21 protein-coding genes are annotated in these 19,110 nt (G+C 66.4%); 12 read left to right on the plus strand and 9 right to left on the minus strand.

The annotated features are described in order from the left end of the window. Positions 1-68: 68 nt before the first annotated feature. On the minus strand, positions 69-647 hold the full coding sequence (locus tag ACT53M_RS04610) for a lipocalin/fatty acid-binding family protein (protein WP_476231785.1): 579 nt from the start codon (positions 645-647) through the stop codon (positions 69-71). A gap of 219 nt (positions 648-866) precedes the next feature. On the opposite strand from ACT53M_RS04610, the gene ACT53M_RS04615 reads away from it, so the two are divergent. Further along, positions 867-1,577, plus strand: coding sequence for a LytTR family DNA-binding domain-containing protein (locus ACT53M_RS04615; protein ID WP_476231786.1), 711 nt, complete (start codon positions 867-869; stop codon positions 1,575-1,577). Positions 1,578-1,583: 6 nt separating this feature from the next. On the opposite strand, the gene ACT53M_RS04620 is transcribed toward ACT53M_RS04615, so the two are convergent. Beyond that, complete coding sequence (locus ACT53M_RS04620) at positions 1,584-1,847, minus strand: hypothetical protein (RefSeq protein WP_476231787.1); 264 nt, start codon at positions 1,845-1,847, stop codon at positions 1,584-1,586. Positions 1,848-1,901: 54 nt separating this feature from the next. Between ACT53M_RS04620 and rpiB the strand changes: the two genes are divergently transcribed. The 9 genes from rpiB (at position 1,902) to aguB (ending at position 9,860) form a co-directional block, all read left to right on the plus strand. Further along, on the plus strand, positions 1,902-2,354 hold the full coding sequence (gene rpiB, locus ACT53M_RS04625; protein WP_476231788.1) for a ribose 5-phosphate isomerase B: 453 nt from the start codon (positions 1,902-1,904) through the stop codon (positions 2,352-2,354). Then, complete coding sequence (glyA, locus tag ACT53M_RS04630; protein ID WP_476231789.1) at positions 2,351-3,658, plus strand: serine hydroxymethyltransferase; 1,308 nt, start codon at positions 2,351-2,353, stop codon at positions 3,656-3,658. The genes rpiB and glyA overlap by 4 nt, the downstream gene beginning before the upstream one ends. A 129-nt stretch (positions 3,659-3,787) precedes the next feature. Beyond that, complete coding sequence (nrdR, locus tag ACT53M_RS04635) at positions 3,788-4,249, plus strand: transcriptional regulator NrdR (RefSeq protein ID WP_476226694.1); 462 nt, start codon at positions 3,788-3,790, stop codon at positions 4,247-4,249. Beyond that, positions 4,246-4,968 (plus strand): RNA methyltransferase, encoded by a 723-nt coding sequence (locus ACT53M_RS04640; protein WP_476231790.1) that lies wholly within the window; start codon positions 4,246-4,248, stop codon positions 4,966-4,968. The genes nrdR and ACT53M_RS04640 overlap by 4 nt, the downstream gene beginning before the upstream one ends. Positions 4,969-5,255: 287 nt before the next feature. Beyond that, positions 5,256-5,870: a 30S ribosomal protein S4 gene (gene rpsD, locus ACT53M_RS04645; protein ID WP_476231792.1), complete on the plus strand. Its 615-nt coding sequence runs from the start codon at positions 5,256-5,258 to the stop codon at positions 5,868-5,870. Between the two features lie 115 nt (positions 5,871-5,985). Further along, the gene (locus ACT53M_RS04650) at positions 5,986-7,617 is read left to right on the plus strand and encodes a M28 family metallopeptidase (protein ID WP_476231793.1); all 1,632 of its coding nucleotides are present in this window, start codon (positions 5,986-5,988) and stop codon (positions 7,615-7,617) included. Positions 7,618-7,681: 64 nt separating this feature from the next. Then, entirely contained in the window at positions 7,682-8,656 is a 975-nt protein-coding gene (locus tag ACT53M_RS04655; RefSeq protein WP_476231794.1) for an agmatine deiminase family protein, read from the plus strand. Further along, on the plus strand, positions 8,653-9,003 hold the full coding sequence (locus ACT53M_RS04660; protein WP_476231795.1) for a DUF3147 family protein: 351 nt from the start codon (positions 8,653-8,655) through the stop codon (positions 9,001-9,003). Before ACT53M_RS04655 ends, ACT53M_RS04660 begins: the two co-directional genes overlap by 4 nt. 8 nt (positions 9,004-9,011) lie before the next feature. Further along, complete coding sequence (aguB, locus tag ACT53M_RS04665) at positions 9,012-9,860, plus strand: N-carbamoylputrescine amidase (protein ID WP_476231797.1); 849 nt, start codon at positions 9,012-9,014, stop codon at positions 9,858-9,860. Positions 9,861-9,898: 38 nt separating this feature from the next. On the opposite strand, the gene ACT53M_RS04670 is transcribed toward aguB, so the two are convergent. Continuing rightward, positions 9,899-11,521 carry an alkaline phosphatase D family protein gene (locus tag ACT53M_RS04670; RefSeq protein WP_476231799.1) on the minus strand — a complete coding sequence of 541 codons (1,623 nt, stop codon included), beginning with the start codon at positions 11,519-11,521 and terminating at the stop codon, positions 9,899-9,901. 170 nt (positions 11,522-11,691) lie between these two features. On the opposite strand from ACT53M_RS04670, the gene ACT53M_RS04675 reads away from it, so the two are divergent. Next, positions 11,692-13,239: a hypothetical protein gene (locus ACT53M_RS04675; RefSeq protein WP_476231801.1), complete on the plus strand. Its 1,548-nt coding sequence runs from the start codon at positions 11,692-11,694 to the stop codon at positions 13,237-13,239. Between the two features lie 18 nt (positions 13,240-13,257). Here ACT53M_RS04675 and ACT53M_RS04680 read toward each other — a convergent pair whose 3' ends face one another. Together ACT53M_RS04680 and ACT53M_RS04685 are read right to left on the minus strand one after the other, a co-directional pair. After that, the gene (locus ACT53M_RS04680; RefSeq protein WP_476231802.1) at positions 13,258-13,782 is read right to left on the minus strand and encodes a DUF2141 domain-containing protein; all 525 of its coding nucleotides are present in this window, start codon (positions 13,780-13,782) and stop codon (positions 13,258-13,260) included. Next, positions 13,779-14,702 carry a hypothetical protein gene (locus ACT53M_RS04685; RefSeq protein ID WP_476231804.1) on the minus strand — a complete coding sequence of 308 codons (924 nt, stop codon included), beginning with the start codon at positions 14,700-14,702 and terminating at the stop codon, positions 13,779-13,781. Before ACT53M_RS04685 ends, ACT53M_RS04680 begins: the two co-directional genes overlap by 4 nt. Positions 14,703-14,891: 189 nt before the next feature. Between ACT53M_RS04685 and ACT53M_RS04690 the strand changes: the two genes are divergently transcribed. Further along, complete coding sequence (locus ACT53M_RS04690; RefSeq protein ID WP_476232395.1) at positions 14,892-15,986, plus strand: glycosyltransferase; 1,095 nt, start codon at positions 14,892-14,894, stop codon at positions 15,984-15,986. Between the two features lie 57 nt (positions 15,987-16,043). On the opposite strand, the gene maiA is transcribed toward ACT53M_RS04690, so the two are convergent. The 4 genes from maiA to acpS are packed head-to-tail and all read right to left on the minus strand — an operon-like array spanning position 16,044 to position 19,080. Next, positions 16,044-16,685, minus strand: coding sequence for a maleylacetoacetate isomerase (gene maiA / locus ACT53M_RS04695; RefSeq protein WP_476231806.1), 642 nt, complete (start codon positions 16,683-16,685; stop codon positions 16,044-16,046). 3 nt (positions 16,686-16,688) lie between these two features. After that, positions 16,689-17,780, minus strand: a complete 1,092-nt coding sequence (locus ACT53M_RS04700; RefSeq protein WP_476231807.1) for an AI-2E family transporter — start codon at positions 17,778-17,780, stop codon at positions 16,689-16,691. Next, entirely contained in the window at positions 17,777-18,670 is an 894-nt protein-coding gene (lepB, locus tag ACT53M_RS04705) for a signal peptidase I (RefSeq protein WP_476231809.1), read from the minus strand. Before lepB ends, ACT53M_RS04700 begins: the two co-directional genes overlap by 4 nt. Then, positions 18,667-19,080 (minus strand): holo-ACP synthase, encoded by a 414-nt coding sequence (gene acpS / locus ACT53M_RS04710; protein ID WP_476231811.1) that lies wholly within the window; start codon positions 19,078-19,080, stop codon positions 18,667-18,669. Before acpS ends, lepB begins: the two co-directional genes overlap by 4 nt. Between the last annotated feature and the right edge of the window lie 30 nt (positions 19,081-19,110).

Raw genomic sequence — 19,110 nt, forward strand, 5'->3', positions numbered from 1 at the left:
CGTCCGGCGAGCCACACCTCTCCCCTGTGACAAAAGCTTTGCAGCCTTGTGACAGTGCGGCCGGGAAATCAATCCTTAGGCGGGACTCCGCCAGCCGCTGGCCAGTCCGTGTCCCCAATTCGGCGTAGTGACATAGTGAAAAACCGTCGCGGCGGCTGGCCCTCCATCCGGAAGTCCCCAACCTCCGTGTACACGCCGTTCACGAGCGTCGCAGTGTATCGGACGACGGCATTGGGACCGGCGGGGGTTTCCCACACATAGCCGGTGTCAGTCAGCGTGAAGGGGAAACTGCCCGAGCGTCCCTGAGCATAGCTGGTAAGCGTATATTTCTGCGTATGACTGTCATAGGAGAGCACGGCAAAGGCGTGGAACGGCGCGCTGCCGTCCTCCCGCCACGACTTGCCTTCGATAACCAGCAGCGTTCCGTCGAGCATCGCGCCGATCCGTTCGGTCTGAATCATCTTCAGCAGGCCAGCGGGCGTCATTGTCTCTGCGGTTCCGCGCCAACGCCCGCGCATCCAGTCGAGCTTGTGGAGCGCGGTCTGTTGCGCAGCGATCGCCGCCGTGTCTGCGGCCTGCGCCTGCGCAACGGCCGGCACCAGGCAACCAGCCAGAAACGACATAAGCCCATGAATAAAGCGGCGCATGCAGATACCTCCTTTCGCAACGATGTTGTCGACCGGCGCGGGCAGTGGCAGCGTGTCGCCATGCGCGCCGTTTCCCTTCCCTTGCTTCGCCGCGCCCCGGCTGTCGGCAAGCGCGATTTCGCGAAACGCGCTTCCGCTTTCGCGAAACGTGCAACGCGCTGGCCGCGGCCTCCCGGCTTCCCCTTGCTATGGATTGCCTGCGGCGCGCTGGCCGGGGTGATGATCGTAACCGGGGGATTCCGCACCGACAGCCTGCCGCCGGCACAACGCGCCGGGTTTTGGTTACTGCTGATGGGCTGGAACGCGCTCAAATGGCAGATTCTGTTTGCGCTGTTCGTGCGACGTCCCAGCGACTGGCTGCGGGTATCGCTATTCGGCACGGTTTTGCTGAACGCATCGCTACCGGCCGAGATCATCTGGTGCGCGACGATGGTGGGCGCGTCGGTTACGACCATGCCGGGCCTGGTCTGGGCCCGCGCCGCGGCCTTCGGCATGCTGGCCCTGGGCGTCTGCCTTATTACCGTGCGCGCAATGCGGCCGGCGCAGAAGCAGAAAGAGCCGCCCCATGCCCCGGAACCGCCGCTGGAAATACCCGCTGACGGTCTTCTCGCACGGGCACGGATCGCGCCGGAGGCGGTGACGGCAATCGAGGCTGAGGACCATTATTGCCGGGTGCATGGCGGCAATGCGAGCGTCCTCGTCCACTACCGGTTTGGCGACGCGCTCGTCGAGCTGGCAGCGGTAGATGGCGCGCAAGTCCATCGCAGCATCTGGGTGGCTGCCTCCGCCATCACAGGTGCGCATCGCGAAGGCAGGCGCTGGCTGCTGCGGCTGACCGACGGGCGCGAAGTCCCGGTCAGCGCGCGGCATCTGCCGCTGGTGCGGCAGCGCGGCTGGCTCGCCGGGGCAGGGAGCCGGCCGCGGCCCTAGACCGGCCTAGCGGGTCCGGTTGTCGATCGCCCGGCTGGCGTCGTCCGCGCCATTGGCGATCGCATTACCGGCATCGTCAGCGCCATTGCGTAGCGCGCGTGCGGCCCGATCGATCTTGTCGTCGATCTGCGTGCCAAGGCGATCGGCGGCATTGTCGAACGACTCGCCGCTATTATCGAGCGCGTTGTCGACGCGGTCCTGCGTGGCGGGCGAGCAGGCCGCCACCGCCCACACCAGCGCCGGAACCAGCAGAAACTTCCTCTTCGCCATCCTGTACTCCCAACCGTCTAGCCATCGGCGCCTTGCGCGCGTAGGGAGCGCGGCATGCAACACCGCATCGCCATCGCCTCGGACCACGCCGCCTTCGGCATGAAGGCAGAACTCGTCGATTGGTTGCGTGACGCCGGCCACGACGTCCGCGATCTGGGCACCAACGGGCCGGAAAGCGTCGACTATCCCGATTACGGCTATCGCCTGGGCGCGGCCATTGCTGCCGGCGAAGCCGATTTCGGCGTCGCGCTGTGCGGATCGGGTATCGGCATTTCCATTGCGGTGAACCGCAACCCGGCTGCGCGCTGTGCGCTGGTTTCCGAACCGCTTTCGGCCAGCCTTGCGCGCCAGCACAACGATGCCAATGTGATAGCCTTGGGCGCGCGGCTGGTCGGTATCGAAATGGCCAAGGCCTGCATTACCACGTTTCTTGAAACGGCTTTCCTCGGCGACCGGCACCAGCGTCGCGTCGACAAGCTGAGCAACCCCGAAAGGAGCCCCGCATGAGCACCAACCCCGTAACGGCAGGCCTTCAGCCGGATGGCTTCTTCACCAAGACGCTCGCCGAAAGCGATCCGGCGATCGCCGCCGGCGTTGCCCACGAGCTCGACCGCGAGCTGCACCAGATCGAGCTGATCGCATCGGAAAACATCGTCTCCAAGGCGGTGCTCGAGGCGCAGGGCTCGGTCTTCACTAACAAGTACGCCGAGGGCTATCCCGGCAAACGCTATTATCAGGGCTGCCACCCGTCCGACGAAGTCGAGCAGCTGGCGATCGACCGCGCCAAGCAGCTGTTCGGCTGCGGCTTCGCCAATGTCCAGCCGCATTCGGGCGCGCAGGCGAACGGCGCAGTGATGCTGGCGCTGACCAAGCCGGGCGACACGATCCTTGGCCTCAGCCTCGATGCCGGCGGCCACCTGACCCACGGCGCCCGCGCGGCAATGAGCGGCAAGTGGTTCAACGCCGTCCAGTACGGCGTGCGCCCCGACGATCACCTGATCGACTTCGACCAGGTCGAGCGGCTGGCCAAGGAACACAAGCCGACGCTCATCATCGCCGGCGGCTCGGCCTATCCGCGCCATATTGATTTCGCCCGCTTCCGCGCGATCGCGGATGAGGTGGGTGCGCTGTTCATGGTCGACATGGCCCACTTCGCCGGCCTGGTCGCCGGCGGCGTGCACCCGACGCCGTTCGGCCATGCCCATGTCGTCACCACCACCACGCACAAGACGCTGCGCGGCCCCCGCGGCGGCATGGTGATGACGAATGACGAGGCGATCGCCAAGAAGATCAACTCGGCGGTATTCCCGGGCCTGCAGGGCGGTCCGCTGATGCACGTGATCGCCGCCAAGGCCGTCGCGTTCGGCGAAGCGCTGCGGCCTGAGTTCAAGAGCTATGCCGCAGCCGTCGTCGAAAACGCCAAGGTGCTGGCCGCGACTCTCAAGGAGCGCGGCGCGAACCTCGTCTCGGGCGGTACCGACACGCATCTCGCGCTGGTCGACCTGACCCCGCTGGGCGTGACCGGCAAGGACGCAGACGAGGCGCTGGAGCGCGCCGCGATCACCTGCAACAAGAACGGTATCCCCAACGATCCGCTGCCGCCGGTCAAGACCAGCGGCATCCGCGTCGGCTCGCCCGCGGGCACCACCCGCGGCTTCGGCCCGGCCGAGTTCCGCGAGATCGGCAACATGGTCGCCGACGTGCTCGACGGCCTGCGTGCAAAGGGCGAGGCAGGCGACGCCGCCGTCGAAGCCGATGTGAAGGCCCGCGTCCGCGCGCTGTGCGAACGCTTCCCGATCTACGGCGGCTGATGCAGTATACCCCTCTCCCCGCTCGCGGGGAGAGGGCCGGGGAGAGGGGCCTGACGCCTCTTCCCTCGCTGCCCCTCTCCCCCCGCCGCTTCGCGGCTCCTCCCTCTCCCCGGCGGAGAGAGGGCTGATATGCGCTGCCCCTTCTGCTCCAACGAAGCCAGCCAGGTAAAGGATAGCCGCCCCACCGACGACGGGGCGGCTATCCGGCGGCGGCGACAGTGCGAGGCGTGCGGTGCGCGCTTCACTACCTTTGAGCGCATCCAGTTGCGCGACCTCACCGTCGTGAAGAGCGGTGACCGGCGTGAGCCGTTCGAGCGCGACAAGTTGATGCGCTCGGTCTCCACCGCCTGCCGCAAGCGGCCGATCCTGCCCGCGCAGATCGAGCGGCTGGTGTCGGGTATCCAGCGCCAGCTGGAAACCACCGGCGACAGCGAAATCCCCTCGCAGCGGATCGGTGAACTGGTAATGGAAGCGCTGAAGGGGCTGGATTCGGTCGCCTATATCCGCTTTGCCAGCGTGTATAAGGATTTCCGCGAGGCGAAGGATTTCGAGGATTTCGCCGGCAATGTCAGCGAGGTCGGCAAAAGTTGAATTCCCCCGTCATCGTGCTCGTCCGCCCGCAGTTGGGCGAAAATATCGGCAAGGCTGCCCGCGCCATGCTCAACTTCGGCCTGACCGAGATGCGGCTGGTGAGCCCCCGCGACGGCTGGCCCAACCCGTCAGCCGGGCCGGCGGCGAGTGGTGCCGATCTGGTGCTGGAACGCGCGCAGGTGTTCGACAGCGTCGCCGATGCAGTGGCCGACTGCGCCGATGTGTATGCGACGACCGTGCGCAAGCGGGGCGTCACCAAGCCCGTAGTGACACCTGAGGTCGCTGCCCGCGAAATCCACGCGGCGCAGCGCCGCAGCGCGATCCTGTTCGGGCCGGAACGTTCGGGGCTGGAGACAGACGATGTCGCGCTCGCCCGGACGATCGTCACCGTGCCGATCAACCCCGAATTCGGTTCGCTCAACCTTGCCCAAGCGGTGATCCTCGTCGCCTATGAGTGGTCGAAGCATGTCGGGCTGGAAAGCCCGCCCGCCGTCGACCTCGATCCCCCTGCCCCGCAGGAGGAGCTGGACGGGATGATCGGCCAGCTCGACGCGATGCTCGAGGAATCGGGTTATTATTTCCCACCCGATCGGGTGCCGTCGACCAAACGCACGCTGCGCACGCTGCTGACCAAGCCCGGCTGGTCGAGCCAGGAACTGCGCACGCTGCGCGGCGTGCTGTCAGCGCTGGAGGGCAAGAAGCGCCATCGGGCGGATTGACAGAATACCACCCTCCCCCTCCCATCGCCTTCGGCGGCGGGCCCCTCCCTCTCCCCTTGGGAGAGGGAGGGAGCGGCGAAGCCGCGGAAGGGTGAGGGTGATTTGCCAGCGCTTGACTCCAGCCCCCACCCCCGCTAGGCGCGCCGCTTCGCAATTGGCCCCGCACCCCGGTGAAGCGGTGGCCCTGCGCCCTTTCTCTCACGCGAAACGGCACAGGCGAAACCGGGATCGCGATCAGGACGGTTCGCCGCCCGGGTCAACGTCAACGCAATTGGTAAGGAATTACGATGTCGAAGCGCTCCAGCGCCAAGCATAAGCTCGATCGCCGCATGGGCGAAAACATCTGGGGTCGTCCCAAGTCCCCGGTGAACAAGCGCGAATATGGCCCCGGCCAGCACGGCCAGCGCCGCAAGGGCAAGATGTCGGACTTCGGCATCCAGCTACGCGCCAAGCAGAAGCTGAAGGGCTATTACGGCGACATCACCGAGAAGCAATTCAAGCGCTCGTACGAAGACGCGTCGCGCATGAAGGGCGACACCGGTCAGAACCTGATCGGCCTGCTCGAACAGCGCCTCGACATGATCGTTTATCGCGCCAAGTTCGCGCCGACGATCTTCGCCGCCCGCCAGCTCGTCAACCACGGCCACATCCGCGTCGATGGCGAGAAGTGTAACATCGGTTCGCGCCGCATCAAGCCGGGCCAGGAAATCAGCCTGAGCAGCAAGGCGCAGGAAATGGCGCTGGTGATGGAAGCGCAGAGCCTCGCCGAGCGCGACATCCCCGACTATGTGGTGGCGGACGGCGCCGCCAAGGTCACCTTCACCCGCGTGCCGACGCTCGACGAAGTGCCGTACCCGGTGAAGATGGAACCGAACCTCGTCGTCGAATTCTATTCGCGCTAAGCTTCGGCTTCCGTTCGGAAACAGGAAACGGGGCGGTCCTTCGGGGCCGCCCTTTTTCGTTGTGCTGGACCCGCGCGAACGGACTCGGCACAACGAGGACAACAGGAGGATTTCCATGCGCCGTTCGCTGCTCGCCCTTGCTTTGCTGACGTCCACCGCCGCTCAGGCCCAGACCACAGCACCTGCCCTTTCGCTCGACACCCTGAAGTCCGTCACCCAGACGCTGTCCTCCGACGCGTTCGAGGGGCGCAAGCCGACAACGGCCGGCGAAGACAAGACGATCGCCTATCTGATCGAGCGGTTCCAGAAGGCGGGGCTGCAGCCCGGCAATCACGGCCAGTGGGTGCAGGACGTGCCGCTGGTCGAACTGACGGTGAAGAACCCCAGCGAACTCGTGTTCAGCGGCGGCAAGGCGCCAATTTCGCTCGCCTATGGCAGCCAGGCAGTATTCAGCAGCTACCGCGTCGCCCCCCATATCGCGCTTCAGAACAGCGAGATGGTGTTCGTCGGCTATGGCATCAACGCGCCGGAGCGTGGCTGGAACGACTATGCCGGCCTCGATGTGAAGGGGAAGACGGTCGTCATCCTGATCAACGACCCCGACTGGCAGACGATGACGCTCGACGGGCCGTTCGGCGGCCGGGCGATGACCTATTATGGCCGCTGGACGTACAAGTACGAGGAAGCGGCCCGGCAAGGCGCCGCTGCCGCGATCATCATCCATGATACCGAACCGGCCGCCTATGGCTGGGGCGTGGTGGAAAGCAGCTGGGGCGGCCCCAAGCTGGAACAGGATACGCCCGGCGACCATCTCGACCAGTCGCAACTGATCGGCTGGATCCAGCAAGACGCCGCCCGCACCTTGTTCGCCAGTGCGGGCAAGGATTACGCGGCCCTGGTCGAGGCGGCAAAGCACAAGGGCTTCAAGGCAGTATCGCTGGGCATGCGTGCGTCGGCCTCGTTCGACCTCGGCATCAAGCGCCAGGCATCGAAGAACGTGATCGGCATCCTGCCCGGCACCGAGCGCCCGGACGAAGTCGTGCTCTACTCCGCGCATTGGGATCATCTGGGTCATTGCAAGCCGGTCAAGGGCGACGACATCTGCAACGGCGCGGTCGACAACGCGACCGGCACTGCCGGTCTGGTCGCCCTGGCCGAGGCGCAGGCAAAGGCCGGGCCGGCAAAGCGGAGCATCGTCTTCCTGTCGGTCACTGCCGAGGAACAGGGGCTGATCGGCTCGCAATATTATGCCGAACACCCCGTCTATCCGCTGGCGAAGACCGTTGGCGGCGTGAACATGGATGGACTGAACATCGTCGGCAAGGCGAAGGACTTCGTGCTGGTCGGCGCGGGCAAGTCCGAAATCGAGGATATGGTGAAGCCGTTCGTCGCCGCCGAAGGCCGGGTGATCGGGTTGGAGCCGACGCCGGAAAAGGGCAGCTATTACCGTTCCGATCATTTCAGCTTCGCCAAGCTGGGCGTCCCCATGCTCTACGGCGAAAGCGGCGAGGATCTGGTGGTCGGCGGCAAGGCAGCCGGCGCAAAGGCGGCCGAAGACTATGTCACCAACCGCTATCACAAGCCGCAGGACGAATATGATCCCGCATGGAACTGGGACGGCGCGCTGTCCGACCTGCGCGTCTATTATGGCCTGGGCCGCGCGCTGGCGGACGGCAATGCCTGGCCGAACTGGTACAAGAACGCAGAATTCCGCGCGGTCCGCGACGCGTCGCGCGCCGGGCAATAGCCCGCGCCGATGCGACGCGGCCGCAGCCTTTTACCTGTAACCCGATGACGCTAAGGGCGGCCCCATGACCATTACCCCTCCCCCCGAATGGGCGCCGCACGATGCGGTCTGGATCGGTTTTCCCAGCCATGGCGATCTCTGGCTCGACGATCTGGAGCCCGTCCGCGCCGAAGTCGTTGCCTTTGCCCGCGCCGTTCACGCCGGTGGCAAGGGCGAACAGGTGATTCTGGTCGCCGCCGATGCTGAAGCGGCGGCTGCCGCCACAGCGCTTGCGGGCAACACGGCCAAGATCGTCACCGAACCGTTCGGCGACATCTGGCTGCGCGACACCGCCGCGATCCTCGATGGCGCGGGCGCCGCGCACGACTTCGGCTTCAACGGCTGGGGCGGCAAATATGATCTGGAAGGCGACGACGATATCGGCGCCCGGCTGGCTGCCCGGTACGGGATGGACGCGCTGGTGCATGACTGGATCCTGGAAGGCGGCGCGATCGACGGCGACGGCACCGGCCTGTGCGTCACCACCGAGCAATGCCTGCTGAACCCCAATCGCAACCCCGGCCTGGCCCGCGACGCGATCGAGGCGCGGCTCGCGGCCGATCTAGGCTATGACCGGGTGCTGTGGCTCGGCAACGGGCTGCTCAACGACCATACCGACGGGCATGTCGACAATCTCGCCCGCTTCGTCGGCCCCAACCGGCTGCTGATCCCGGAGCCGGCCGAGAACGACCCCAACTGGCGCGTCTATCAGGATGCCGCCGACCGCGCCCGCGCCTTCGGCGTCGAGCTGGTCCGCATGCCTTCGCCCGGCCGGGTGATCGCCGACGATGAAGTGATCCCGGCGAGCTACATGAATTTCTACATCGGCAATGCCGCCGTCGTCGTGCCGCTATATGGCCAGGCCCATGACGAAGCCGCTGTCGAAACGCTGAAGGGCATTTTCCCCGGCCGCACCATCGTCGGCCAGCGCGCCGACCATATCCTGACCGGTGGCGGCAGCTTCCACTGTATTTCGCAGCAGATACCGACCCGGGCATGACCGCCTTCGTCGTCCGCGCGCTGCTGTCCGGGATGATCGTCGCGGCGGTCGCGATGCTCGCCCGGCGCAGCCCGGCGTTCGGAGCACTGGTGGCATCGCTGCCGCTGATTTCGCTGCTCGGCGTGCTGTGGCTGTGGCGCGACACGCGCGATCCGGTGCGGGTTGCCGATCATCTGCAGGCCACCTTCTGGTATGTGCTGCCGTCGCTTCCCATGTTCCTGCTGGTGCCGGTGCTGTTGCGGTCGGGCACCAGTTTCGCACCGGCGCTGTTCGCCGGTATCGGGATGACCATCCTGCTCTATTTTCTGACCGCGGCGGCACTGGCCCGCTTCGGCATCACGCTCTGAGGACTTTGATGACCGAGATCACTGTCGGCGCGCTCCAGCTCGCCTTTTCGAACGACATCGACGCGAACATCGCCCGCGTGTCCGAAATGGTGCGCGAGGCGGCAGCGCGCGGTGCGCAGGTGGTGCTGCCCCCCGAATTGTTCGAGGGCGAATATTTCTGCCGCGTCGAGGACGAAAGCCTGTTCGCCACCGCCAAGCCGGTCGGCGAGCACAAGGCGGTTCTGGCGATGCAGGCGCTGGCCGCCGAACTGGGCATCCACATCCCGACCAGCTTCTTCGAAGCGGACGGGCCGCACCACTATAACAGCCTCGCGATGATCGGCCCCGACGGCAAGGTCTCGGGCGTCTATCGCAAGAGCCATATCCCGGACGGACCGGGCTATGAGGAGAAATTCTATTTCCGGCCCGGCAACACCGGCTTCAAGGTTTGGGACGGCCCGGCCGCGAAGATCGGCGTCGGCATCTGCTGGGACCAATGGTACCCCGAAACCGCGCGCGCGATGATGCTGATGGGGGCGGAACTGCTGTTCTACCCCACGGCGATCGGCAACGAGCCGCATGACGAGAGCCTCGACACTGCGCGGCTGTGGCGGCGTGCCATGGTGGGCCATGCCGTGTCGAACGTCGTGCCGGTGATCGCCGCCAACCGCGTCGGCACCGAACATGGCCAGACCTTTTACGGCACCAGCTTCATTGCCGACGAGCGCGGCGACATCCTCGCCGAGCTGGACCGGGCCGAAGAAGGCGTGATCACCGCCACGCTCGATATCGATCGGGTCAAGCGACACCGCGCCGCCTTCGGCTTCTTCCGCGATCGCCGGCCGGAACTCTACGGCCGGCTGGTGCAGGACATCTGACGACAGGCCTGCCCCCGGGCCACCGGGGGCAGTATCGTTCAGGCCATCACGTTGCGGCCACGCGCGACCGTCGCGCTATAGCCGACGCCTGCCGCCGGCCGCCGTTCGGTGAGGGTGTCCACGAACAGCCAGTCATTGCGCGCCTGATCCGGCGTGAGGGTCAGCGCCATATAGCCGCGACGGCTGGTGTCGCACCATTTGAGCTCGGGGTTCGTCTTGACCAGCGCGGCGGCGACGACCTTGGGGTCAGTGCGGGTCGCCGATTCGTAGCCGGGCGAGGTGACGCTGTGGCCGGCGAACTCGACGCCCGCGGGCTTGCCGTCCTGCGCCAGGTCGAACGCCCAGGCATTGTGGCTGTCGCCGCACACCACCAGCAGATTGGCGCCCATCGCCTGCGAGGATTTGAGGAAACGGGCGCGAGCAGCAGGATAGCCGCCCCAATTGTCATAGTTGAACGGCAGGCCGAACTTGCCCGCCATGATCCCCGCCTGGATATAGGCCCTGGCGCGCGGATTGGCATCGGGCGACAGCCAGGACATCGCCTCGGGCGGGGTGACGGTGTTGCCCATGATCGTGCCGAAGCCGACCACCTGCCAGCGCTGCCCCGCCTTTACCGAGCGGCGCATGGCATGGTCGAGCCACACTTCCTGCTCGGTGCCGAGCATCGTCGCAGCCGGATCCTGCCAGGCCCCGTCGCGGAACGCCTTGAGCGCCTTCGCCGGATCGGCCTCCTTGAACAGCGGCGCGATGTCCGGCTGCTCGGTGCGCGCCAGCAGCCGGCTTTCGGTGCGGAAGAAGGTTGCAAGCGTGCCGATGTCATAGGTGCCCCAGGGCGTTTCCGACACGGGCATCCATTCGCGGAACACCTGCATGGCGGCGGCCTTGCGCGCGCTCCAGTCGCCTTCGCTGTCGGGCTGGTGGTTTTCGGCGCCGCCTTCCCAGCTGTCGTTCGCGCTTTCGTGATCGTCCCACTGGATCAGCATCGGCTTGGCCGCGTGCAGCGCCTGCAGATCGGGATCGCTGCGATAGCTGGCATAGCGCAGGCGATAGTCGGCGAGGTGGATCAGTTCGCCGGCCGGTTCGGGCCAGCGGCCGCCGATCGCGCCGCCCGGAGGTGCATAGCCGCCCTGCTTATATTCGTAGAGATAATCGCCGAGATGGATCCACAGGTCGATATCGTCGCGCGCCGCAGCATGGCCATAGGCGTTGAACCAGCCGAACGGCAGGTTGGAGCAGGAGAAGATCGCGATGCCGAAGCGGCTGGTGTCACCCACCGGCAGCGTGCGGGTGCGGCCCACCGGCGAGAAGCTGCCGTCGGGCGCGATGAAGCGATAGAAATAGCGCGTGCCCGGCGTCAGCCCGTCCACGGTCACCTTGGCGGTATGGTCGCGCCACGGGCCGGTGATCTGTGAGCCTTCCGCCACGATGTGCGCGAAGTCCTCGGTCGCCGAGACCTGCGCGCGCAGCTTCACCGCGCCGCGATCGGCGGGCACATAGCGCGTCCAGAGCAGCATCGTGTCGGGCCCCGGCTCGCCGCTGGCGACCGAATGGGTGAAGCCCCGCGCCGAGGCCTGGGCCAGGGCGATGCCGGGCAGCGACAGCGCCCCTGCGCCGAAGGTGGCCGAGAGAATCAAGGCGCGGCGGTCGATACGAATGCTCATTGCGATGCAGTCCCTGTCGCTGGTTCAGGCGCTGCTTGCCCCCGGTTCGTGGCGTGTTCGTGACAGCGGGCGAATCAGCCGCTATGGCCGTCGCCGCTATTCCAGCGGGGCATCGAGCGGGGGTTCGGGTCCGGCAGCCGTGCCAGCGGACGCAGGGAGTTCAAATAAGCGTGACAGGCCATATCGCCGGTGCAGGCGAGCTCGAACGAAGCACCGCCAAGGCGGCCCATCGGGAACGCGCCGCATGGCTCTCCGCGCTGCCGCAATGGCTGATCCTGCTGCTGGTGGCGCTAGCCGCGCGCGCCGTGACCTTCGGCAACCCGCTCGTCCATGTCGACGAGCAATTCTATTTCGTCGCCGCGCAACGCATGCTGCACGGCGCGCTCCCCTATGTCGACATCTGGGATCGCAAGCCGATCGGCCTGTTTCTGGTTTACGCGCCGGCCGCTGCATTGGGGGTGCGCTGGGGCATCCTCGCCTATCAGGCGATGGCGCTGGCGAGCGTGGTGGCAACCGCACTGCTGATCGCCCAGATCGCGCGGCGCGTGGGCTGGGCGGCGGGCGCTTCTGTCGCCGCGCTGCTCTATATCCTGATGCTCAACCTGGCCGACGGACAAGGCGGGCAGGCGCCGGTATTCTACAATGTGCTTACCGCCGGGGCCGTCGCGCTGATTCTGCCGCGCGCGGACGATCTGCTCGGCGACCGCCGCCGCATAGCCCGCAACCTGCTGGCCATGCTGCTGATCGGCCTGGCGATGCAGGTGAAATATCCGGTTGTGTTCGAAGGCTTCTTCCTGGGTCTGTGGCTGCTGCACCGCGAATATCGGCTGGGTTCGACGGCGGTGCAGATTGTGCTGTGCGCCCTTGGCTATGCCGGCATGGCAGCGCTGCCTACGGTGGCTGCGGGCGCGATCTATGCGGCACTCGGGCATTTCGACGCCTGGCTCTATGCGAACTTCGCCTCGGTGCTCGACCGCCGCAGCGATCCCCCGCTCGAACTGTTCGGCGGGTTCTGCGAAGTCACGCTGGCGCTGGCGCCCGCACTGATCGTCAGCGGGTTCGGCTGGCGCAGCGTGCGGCGCGAAGGCCGCCCGCCTGCCGATGCGACGCTGTTGTTCGGCTGGCTGCTCAGCGCGATTGCGGGGCTTGTCCTGTTCGGCTCCTGGTTCAACCATTATGCCCTGCCGGTGATGCTGCCGGGGTGCCTGTGCAGCGCCGCATGGTTTGCCCATAGCAAGTTCGGCCGCCGCCGGGTCGCGCCGGCGCTGCTGGCGCTGGTGCTGATCGTCGGCGAAGCAATGACGGCTTCGGCTGCCTATCATCGCGGTAGTCATGCGCAGCTCCAGACGCTGGCCGATGGCATCGGCCACGGCCCGGGCTGCCTCTATGTGCACAGCGGCGATTCGATGCTCTACGGCTATACCGGCCGCTGCGCCGCGAGTGCGTGGCTGTTTCCCAGCCATTTGTCGCGCACGCGCGAAAACGGCGCGGTCGGCGTGGATCAGCTTGCAGAAGTCGACCGCATCTTCGCTCGCCGTCCGGCAATCGTGGTGATGCGCACGCCCTATCGCGGTGAGCGGATGGAAGTGCGCGCCCGCGTCATGGCGCACATGGCGCAACTGGGCTATCGCGTGCGCGGCGAGTATCGGCTGGGGACGGTGCCGATCACCGTCTATGCTGCGCCCTGGGCCGCCAGCGAAACGCCGCCGGCGCCCTAGGCGGCGCAGGCGCTGTGCTTATTCAAGCGGGCCGAACCCCCCCAGCCCACGCAGATACTGCGCCTTGATCGTAACCGTCGTAACGCCGTTGCCGGGCACGTCGATGACCGCCTGGCGCAGTTTCGGGCGGCTGCGGCCCAGCCGCTGGTTTGACACGAAGCCCGCGCCGTCGGACCAGAAGTTGAACTTGTTCTTGCCGTCGCGGTCATGGGTGAACAGCACGGCATAGCGGCCGGGCGCCGGTACGCGGATGCACATCACCACCGGCCCCGTGGCGGGCGTGTTTGCCCAGATCCGCCGGAAGGTCTTGCCTTCCTTCTTCAGATCGCGGTCGTCCTTCAGGAAATCTTCCTCATCCGCCGGATAGAGCTCCAGCTTCAGGCGGCCGGTGCGGTCCTTCAGTCCCACTACATTCACTTCGATCGCCGGCCCGTGGCGGCTGGTGCAGGCTGCAGCATCCTCGCCCAGAACCTGGGCGGCGGCGGCATGCGGCAACACCGACGCGGCAAACGCGAGCGCGACCGGAACGGCAAAGCGCTTCATGCTTCTTTCCTCTTGAACAGATCGAACATGGCGAAGGTTGCTATCAGGGCGACGTGGGTGACGAGGCTGAGCGCCGCGATGACCGCCACCAGTTTCGACAGCGCCTCGTCCTGGCCGATGATCATGATCGCGAAATTGGCGAACAGCAGTTCCTTGTTCGGCACCAGCGGCAGGCGCCACGCGAGCAGCCGCCCCGCCGCCAGCAACAGCCATATGCCGAGCGAAACCTGCGGCATCGCATAATGCCAGGCGAAGGCGATCAGCACCGATCCCGTGACGATCCGCACGCAGTGGATGCCGAATACCCACCACAGCTGCCCGCGCGGCAGCGAGAAGACGCGCTTCGAAAAGATCAGGAACGGCAGCGACATTGCGAAGATCACGCCCACCGAGCCCATCAGCGTGTTGAATTCCGACGGCTTGAGCAGGCCGACGCCGAACGGCAGCGCCATCGCGACCACCGCCAGCGTAACCGCGTTGCCGGCGATGGCGGACAGGATCATCACGTCCTTCACCGCACCGAACGGCGCAGCCACCATCTGGGTCCGCTGCCGCGCCCAGGCATAAAAATAGGCTTCGCCCGAATAGCCGAGCAGCACTTCGTTCGAGATGCGCTTCTTGTGAAGCGCGATCATTCCCGAAAGGGGTATGTGCCACAGCCGGCGAAAAATGACATAATCGAAGGTCGGCGGCCCCAGATAGTAGAGTGCAAAGGACAGATAGAACAGCGGGTTGGACGGCAGACTTTGCAGACCCTTGAGCCCAGCGCCGAACAATTCGCGGCCCAGCCCGACAATCATGAGCAAGGTCAATGCCCCACCCAGCAGCATCGGCCAGCGGCGCTTGATCTTTTCTACAGGCTCCAGCCCGGCAAGGCCCGGCGCAACACTCGCGGGAGCCTCTACAATACTCGTATTCACCGCAGCCTCAGGGCCTTCATGATCTTGTGTTCCCAAATGCGCCACCGACAGGACAGACAGAAAGCCACACCGTGTTCCGCGTCCCGTCTGGGCACCATGCCTGGCGCGAAGCGCAGGAAGGCCGATTGCCAGCAGATTGCGGTTTATTCCGGCAGCGATTTGGGCTTTAGCGTGGCAAACCGCAACCCCATGCTCCAATCCGCCTCCCCTCCCACAGCCGCGCATATTCTCACTTTTGCGCAAACGCTTCGCGGCGGCGGGGTGGAGCGCGCCATGCTGCGGCTGGTACGCGGCTGGCTAGCGCATGGGCGGCGCGTGACGCTGGTGATCGGCGATGCCGACGGGCCGCTGGCCGCCGAGCTGCCGCCGGGCGTGGAGCTGATCGAGCTAGGCAGCAGCTATCATCTCGCGCTGCTCCGCCTGGCCGGGAAGATCCGGGCGACAGCCCCCGACATCCTGTTCTGCCCGGGCAACCACTATACCGGTGTGGTGGCCGCCACCCGGCTGCAACTGGGCGGCGCCGCACCGCCGATCGTCGGCAAGGTTTCGAACGCGCTGGTGCGGCCCGAACTCGGCCGGGTGTTCGGCTGGGGCTATCACCGCTGGCTGCGGATGCACCCCGCCTTTCTCGACCATGTCGTGGCGATGACGCCGGCAATGGCGGCGGAAACGATTGCGGCCATGCGGATTGCGCCCGAGCGCGTTAGCGTCATCGCCAATCCCCCGGCACTGCCCCTGCCCGATGCCGATCTGCCGCCGATTCCGGAGGGGCGTTATATCGTCGGCGTCGGCCGACTGGAGCATCAGAAGCGATGGGACAGGCTGATTGCCGCCCTGCCCCGACTGGCCGACCGCACGGTCAAGCTGCTGCTGATCGGCGAGGGCAGCGCCCGGGCTGCGATCGAGGCGCAGGTGGCGCGCCTGGGGCTTACGGCGCGCGTATCGATGCCGGGCCACACGCTCGATCCGCTGCCGGCAATCCGCCAGGCGACGGTCGCAGCGCTTACCTCCGACTATGAAGGCGTGCCCGGCGTGCTGCGTGAGGCGCTGTCGCAAGGGACGCCGGTGGTATCGACGGAAGCGAGCGTTGCGGTCCGCGAGATCATTCACGGGCCGGAACTGGGCAGCGTGGTGCCGCGCGAGGATGACAAGGCACTTGTCGCCGCACTCGATTACTGGCTGCAGCCGGGGCGTCCGCGCCCCGACCCGCAGGACTGGGACGGAGATTCGGTCGGCGACTATCTGGCGCTGTTCGACCGGCTGGTGGCAGAGCGCCGGCGATAGCGCAGGGCTAGGCCCCGGGCAGTTATGCCGCGACCATGGCGCAGGACACCGCGCAGTTCAGCCCGCCGCAGCGACCGTCTCCGGATGGGCGCGGGCAAAGGCATCGAGCGCAGTTGCCGCCGCCTCGGCACGCAACAGGCGCGGATAGGAATCCAGCGCCACGCCGAACCGGCGCGCGTTGAACAACTGGGGCACCAGGAAGCAATCGGAAATATCAGGCGCGGCACCGCCCAGGAACGGCCCGTCGCCGCCATGGTTGCCCGCCAACGCCTCCAGCGCAGCAAAACCCTGGTGCATCCAGTGCGCGGTCCAGGCGGCGCGCGCATCGCCATCCGCACCCAGTTCGCTTTCCAGATAACGCATCACCCGCAGATTGTTGATCGGGTGGACGTCCATGCCGATAACCATCGCCCGCGCCAGCGCCGCCACCCGCGCCGCCGCCTCGCCGGGAATCAGCCTTGGCTCGGGATAACGCGCATCGAGCCAGTCGATGATGGCAAGGCTTTGCGTGAGCATCAGACCGTCGGCCTCCAGCGCCGGCACCAGCCCCTGCGGATTGCGCGCCAGATGTTCAGGGCTCGACTGCTGGTTTTCGAGCAGCCGTATCTCGCGGCGCTGATAGGCGATGCCCTTCAGGTTGAGCGCAATCCGCACCCGATACCCCGCGGACGAGCGGAAATAATCGTGCAGCACCAGCATCGCTCAGTCCCCAGCTTCGTCTTCGCCGTCGTCCGTGTCGTTCTGCTTCGCGTTGCTTTCCAGCGCGACCTTGATCATCGCGACCATCGGATCGGCCAGCGCCAGCCCGAGCACACCGAACAGCGTGCTCGCGAGGATCTGCGAGGACAGGGTCAGCGCCGGCGGCAGGTCGACGGTGCGGCGCGCGACCATCGGAATCACGACATAGCCGTCGAAATTCTGCACGCCGAAATAGATGATCAGCGCCCAGATGCCGGTCTGCTGCCCGGCGCTGAAGCCCACCGCCGCCATCAGTACGCCCGAAATGATCGCGCCGACATTGGGAATGAAGGCGAGCACGCCGGTGATGATGCCGAGCAGCAGCGCCATCGGCACCCCGGCGATGCTGAGGAATGTCCAGGTCATCAGCCCTTCGACCAGCATGCCCAGCAGCCGGCCGGCGAGCAGGCGCCGCATCGTCGTCGCCATGTCGCTGATCATATGCGCGAAGCGCGTGCGGTGATCGAGGGGCACCAGCCATTGCAGCCCGCGCTCATAGATGCGCGGCTCCAGCGCGACGAACAGGCCGAGGATGACGATCATCACCATCGACGTGACGGCGCCGATCGCCGTTCCCACCGCCGTGGTGAGCTTGCCCAGCGACCCCACCGCCTGCTGCACCAGCCCGGTAATGTCAGACCGGCCCGGCATCAGACCCAGTTCGCCCAGCCAGCCGGCAAAGCGGTTCGCCTGCGTCTCCAGCGTGGTGCGCAACTGTTCGGCCTGGTCGGCGATCTGCACGCCGGTGCGATAGAAGACCAGCCCAAAGAACGCGATCACCAGCAGGATCACCAGGGCGATTCGCAGGCTGCGCGGAATCGGCAGGATACGGCCGAGCAGCCGCGCGCCGCCGTCGAGCATCGAAGCGAAGACAAGGCCGCCGAAGATGATGAGCAGCGGCTGGACCAGCAGCACTACCAGCGCGACTCCGATCGCCATCGCGAACCATACGGTTGCGCGCTTGAACTCGGCGCGTACCGCCGGGTCGCGCATTTCGTTCGGCCCCGGCTCGCGCGTCACACGGATGCGGGCGGATTGCAGCGGATCGTCGCTCATGGCGTCACATGGTCCGGATGGAGCGACAGGCCAGTGCGCCCGGCGCGGACCGATCCCGGCATGCGAAGCGGGTTCCAGCCGGCGCTGCCGTCGAGCGAGAAAGTGATGAACTCGGCGCGGCCGCCGATATTCTCCCATGGCACCGGCCCGCCCAGCCCCTGCTGGGCGAGGCTGAACCGGCTGTCGGCGCTGTTGTCGCGGTTGTCGCCCATCAGGAACACATGGTCCTTGGGCACGCGGATCGGGCCGTAATTGTCGCCTTCCGACGGACCCAGATCGGCCGTGTCATAGCTGGCGCCGTTCGGCAGCGTCTCGCGATAGATGGTCAGCCGGCAATAGGCCTTGCCGTCGGGACCGGCCACACGGCGCCCGAGATAGAAGGGCGATCCGCCGCGTTCCTGATTGGAATCGCAGCGAGTATTGGCGTCGATCGGGATCAGTTGCTCACCCATCGAACGGCGCGGCACCGGCTTGCCGTTCAGCCAGACCACGCCGCCACGCACCTCCAGCGTATCGCCGGGCAGGCCGATCACGCGCTTGATATAGTCGGTTTCCTGCCCCGGCGGCGTGACGATCACGACATCGCCGCGCTGCGGCATCCGCCCGAACAGCCGGCCATGGATGGGCGGCAACAAATGGAAGGTCGGCGTGACGAACGAATAGCCATAGGGATATTTGGTCACGATCAGCCGGTCGCCGATGCGCAGATTGGGCAGCATCGATTCCGACGGAATGTAAAAGGGCTTGGCGACCAGGCTGTGGAAGGCGAGTACCGCCAGTACCAGCCACAGCACCCCGCGGATTTCCGCCCACCAGTCGGTGCCTTTTTCCGCAGGTGCCGCTGCGGCCGGCTGTTCCTCGCGATCCAACGCCAATTCTTCGCCCGTCATGCGCCCCCTCCCATCGGCAGCGCCTCGATCATCACCATGGCGAATGCCCAGGGATGATCGTCGGTCAGGGTGAGATGTACCCTGGCGACGTGGCCCGGCGGGGTGATGGCGTCAAGCCTGGCCTTCGCACCCCCGGTAAGCGCCAGCGTCGGCGCACCCGAAGGTGCGTTGACGACGCCGATGTCCTTCAGGAACACCCCACGCTTGAAGCCGGTTCCGACGGCCTTGGAAAATGCTTCCTTGGCCGCAAAGCGCTTGGCGAGCGTGGCGGCGTAATTGTGGGGCCGCTTCGCCGCCTTGGCCAGTTCCACCTCGGTAAAGGCGCGCGCCTCGAACCGGGCGCCGAACCGGTCGAGCGAGGCCTGGATCCGCTCGATATTGCACAGGTCCGAACCAAGACCGAGGATCATGCGGCTCCTCCCCGGTACCGGGGAGGAATC

This window comes from Sphingomonas sp. DMC6, from assembly GCF_056314225.1.

Bases quoted from the DNA above. Each gene is read 5' to 3' on its own strand.
- ACT53M_RS04615 (WP_476231786.1), top strand. From the start codon at position 867: ATGATCGTAACCGGGGGATTCCGCACCGACAGCCTGCCGCCGGCACAA.
- ACT53M_RS04700 (WP_476231807.1), bottom strand. From the start codon at position 17,780: ATGAGCGACGATCCGCTGCAATCCGCCCGCATCCGTGTGACGCGCGAG.
- rpsD (WP_476231792.1), top strand. From the start codon at position 5,256: ATGTCGAAGCGCTCCAGCGCCAAGCATAAGCTCGATCGCCGCATGGGC.
- glyA (WP_476231789.1), top strand. From the start codon at position 2,351: ATGAGCACCAACCCCGTAACGGCAGGCCTTCAGCCGGATGGCTTCTTC.
- acpS (WP_476231811.1), bottom strand. From the start codon at position 19,080: ATGATCCTCGGTCTTGGTTCGGACCTGTGCAATATCGAGCGGATCCAG.
- ACT53M_RS04620 (WP_476231787.1), bottom strand. From the start codon at position 1,847: ATGGCGAAGAGGAAGTTTCTGCTGGTTCCGGCGCTGGTGTGGGCGGTG.
- ACT53M_RS04660 (WP_476231795.1), top strand. From the start codon at position 8,653: ATGACCGCCTTCGTCGTCCGCGCGCTGCTGTCCGGGATGATCGTCGCG.
- aguB (WP_476231797.1), top strand. From the start codon at position 9,012: ATGACCGAGATCACTGTCGGCGCGCTCCAGCTCGCCTTTTCGAACGAC.
- nrdR (WP_476226694.1), top strand. From the start codon at position 3,788: ATGCGCTGCCCCTTCTGCTCCAACGAAGCCAGCCAGGTAAAGGATAGC.
- ACT53M_RS04610 (WP_476231785.1), bottom strand. From the start codon at position 647: ATGCGCCGCTTTATTCATGGGCTTATGTCGTTTCTGGCTGGTTGCCTG.
- lepB (WP_476231809.1), bottom strand. From the start codon at position 18,670: ATGACGGGCGAAGAATTGGCGTTGGATCGCGAGGAACAGCCGGCCGCA.
- rpiB (WP_476231788.1), top strand. From the start codon at position 1,902: ATGCAACACCGCATCGCCATCGCCTCGGACCACGCCGCCTTCGGCATG.
- ACT53M_RS04650 (WP_476231793.1), top strand. From the start codon at position 5,986: ATGCGCCGTTCGCTGCTCGCCCTTGCTTTGCTGACGTCCACCGCCGCT.
- ACT53M_RS04655 (WP_476231794.1), top strand. From the start codon at position 7,682: ATGACCATTACCCCTCCCCCCGAATGGGCGCCGCACGATGCGGTCTGG.
- ACT53M_RS04680 (WP_476231802.1), bottom strand. From the start codon at position 13,782: ATGAAGCGCTTTGCCGTTCCGGTCGCGCTCGCGTTTGCCGCGTCGGTG.
- maiA (WP_476231806.1), bottom strand. From the start codon at position 16,685: ATGCTGGTGCTGCACGATTATTTCCGCTCGTCCGCGGGGTATCGGGTG.
- ACT53M_RS04690 (WP_476232395.1), top strand. From the start codon at position 14,892: ATGCTCCAATCCGCCTCCCCTCCCACAGCCGCGCATATTCTCACTTTT.
- ACT53M_RS04670 (WP_476231799.1), bottom strand. From the start codon at position 11,521: ATGAGCATTCGTATCGACCGCCGCGCCTTGATTCTCTCGGCCACCTTC.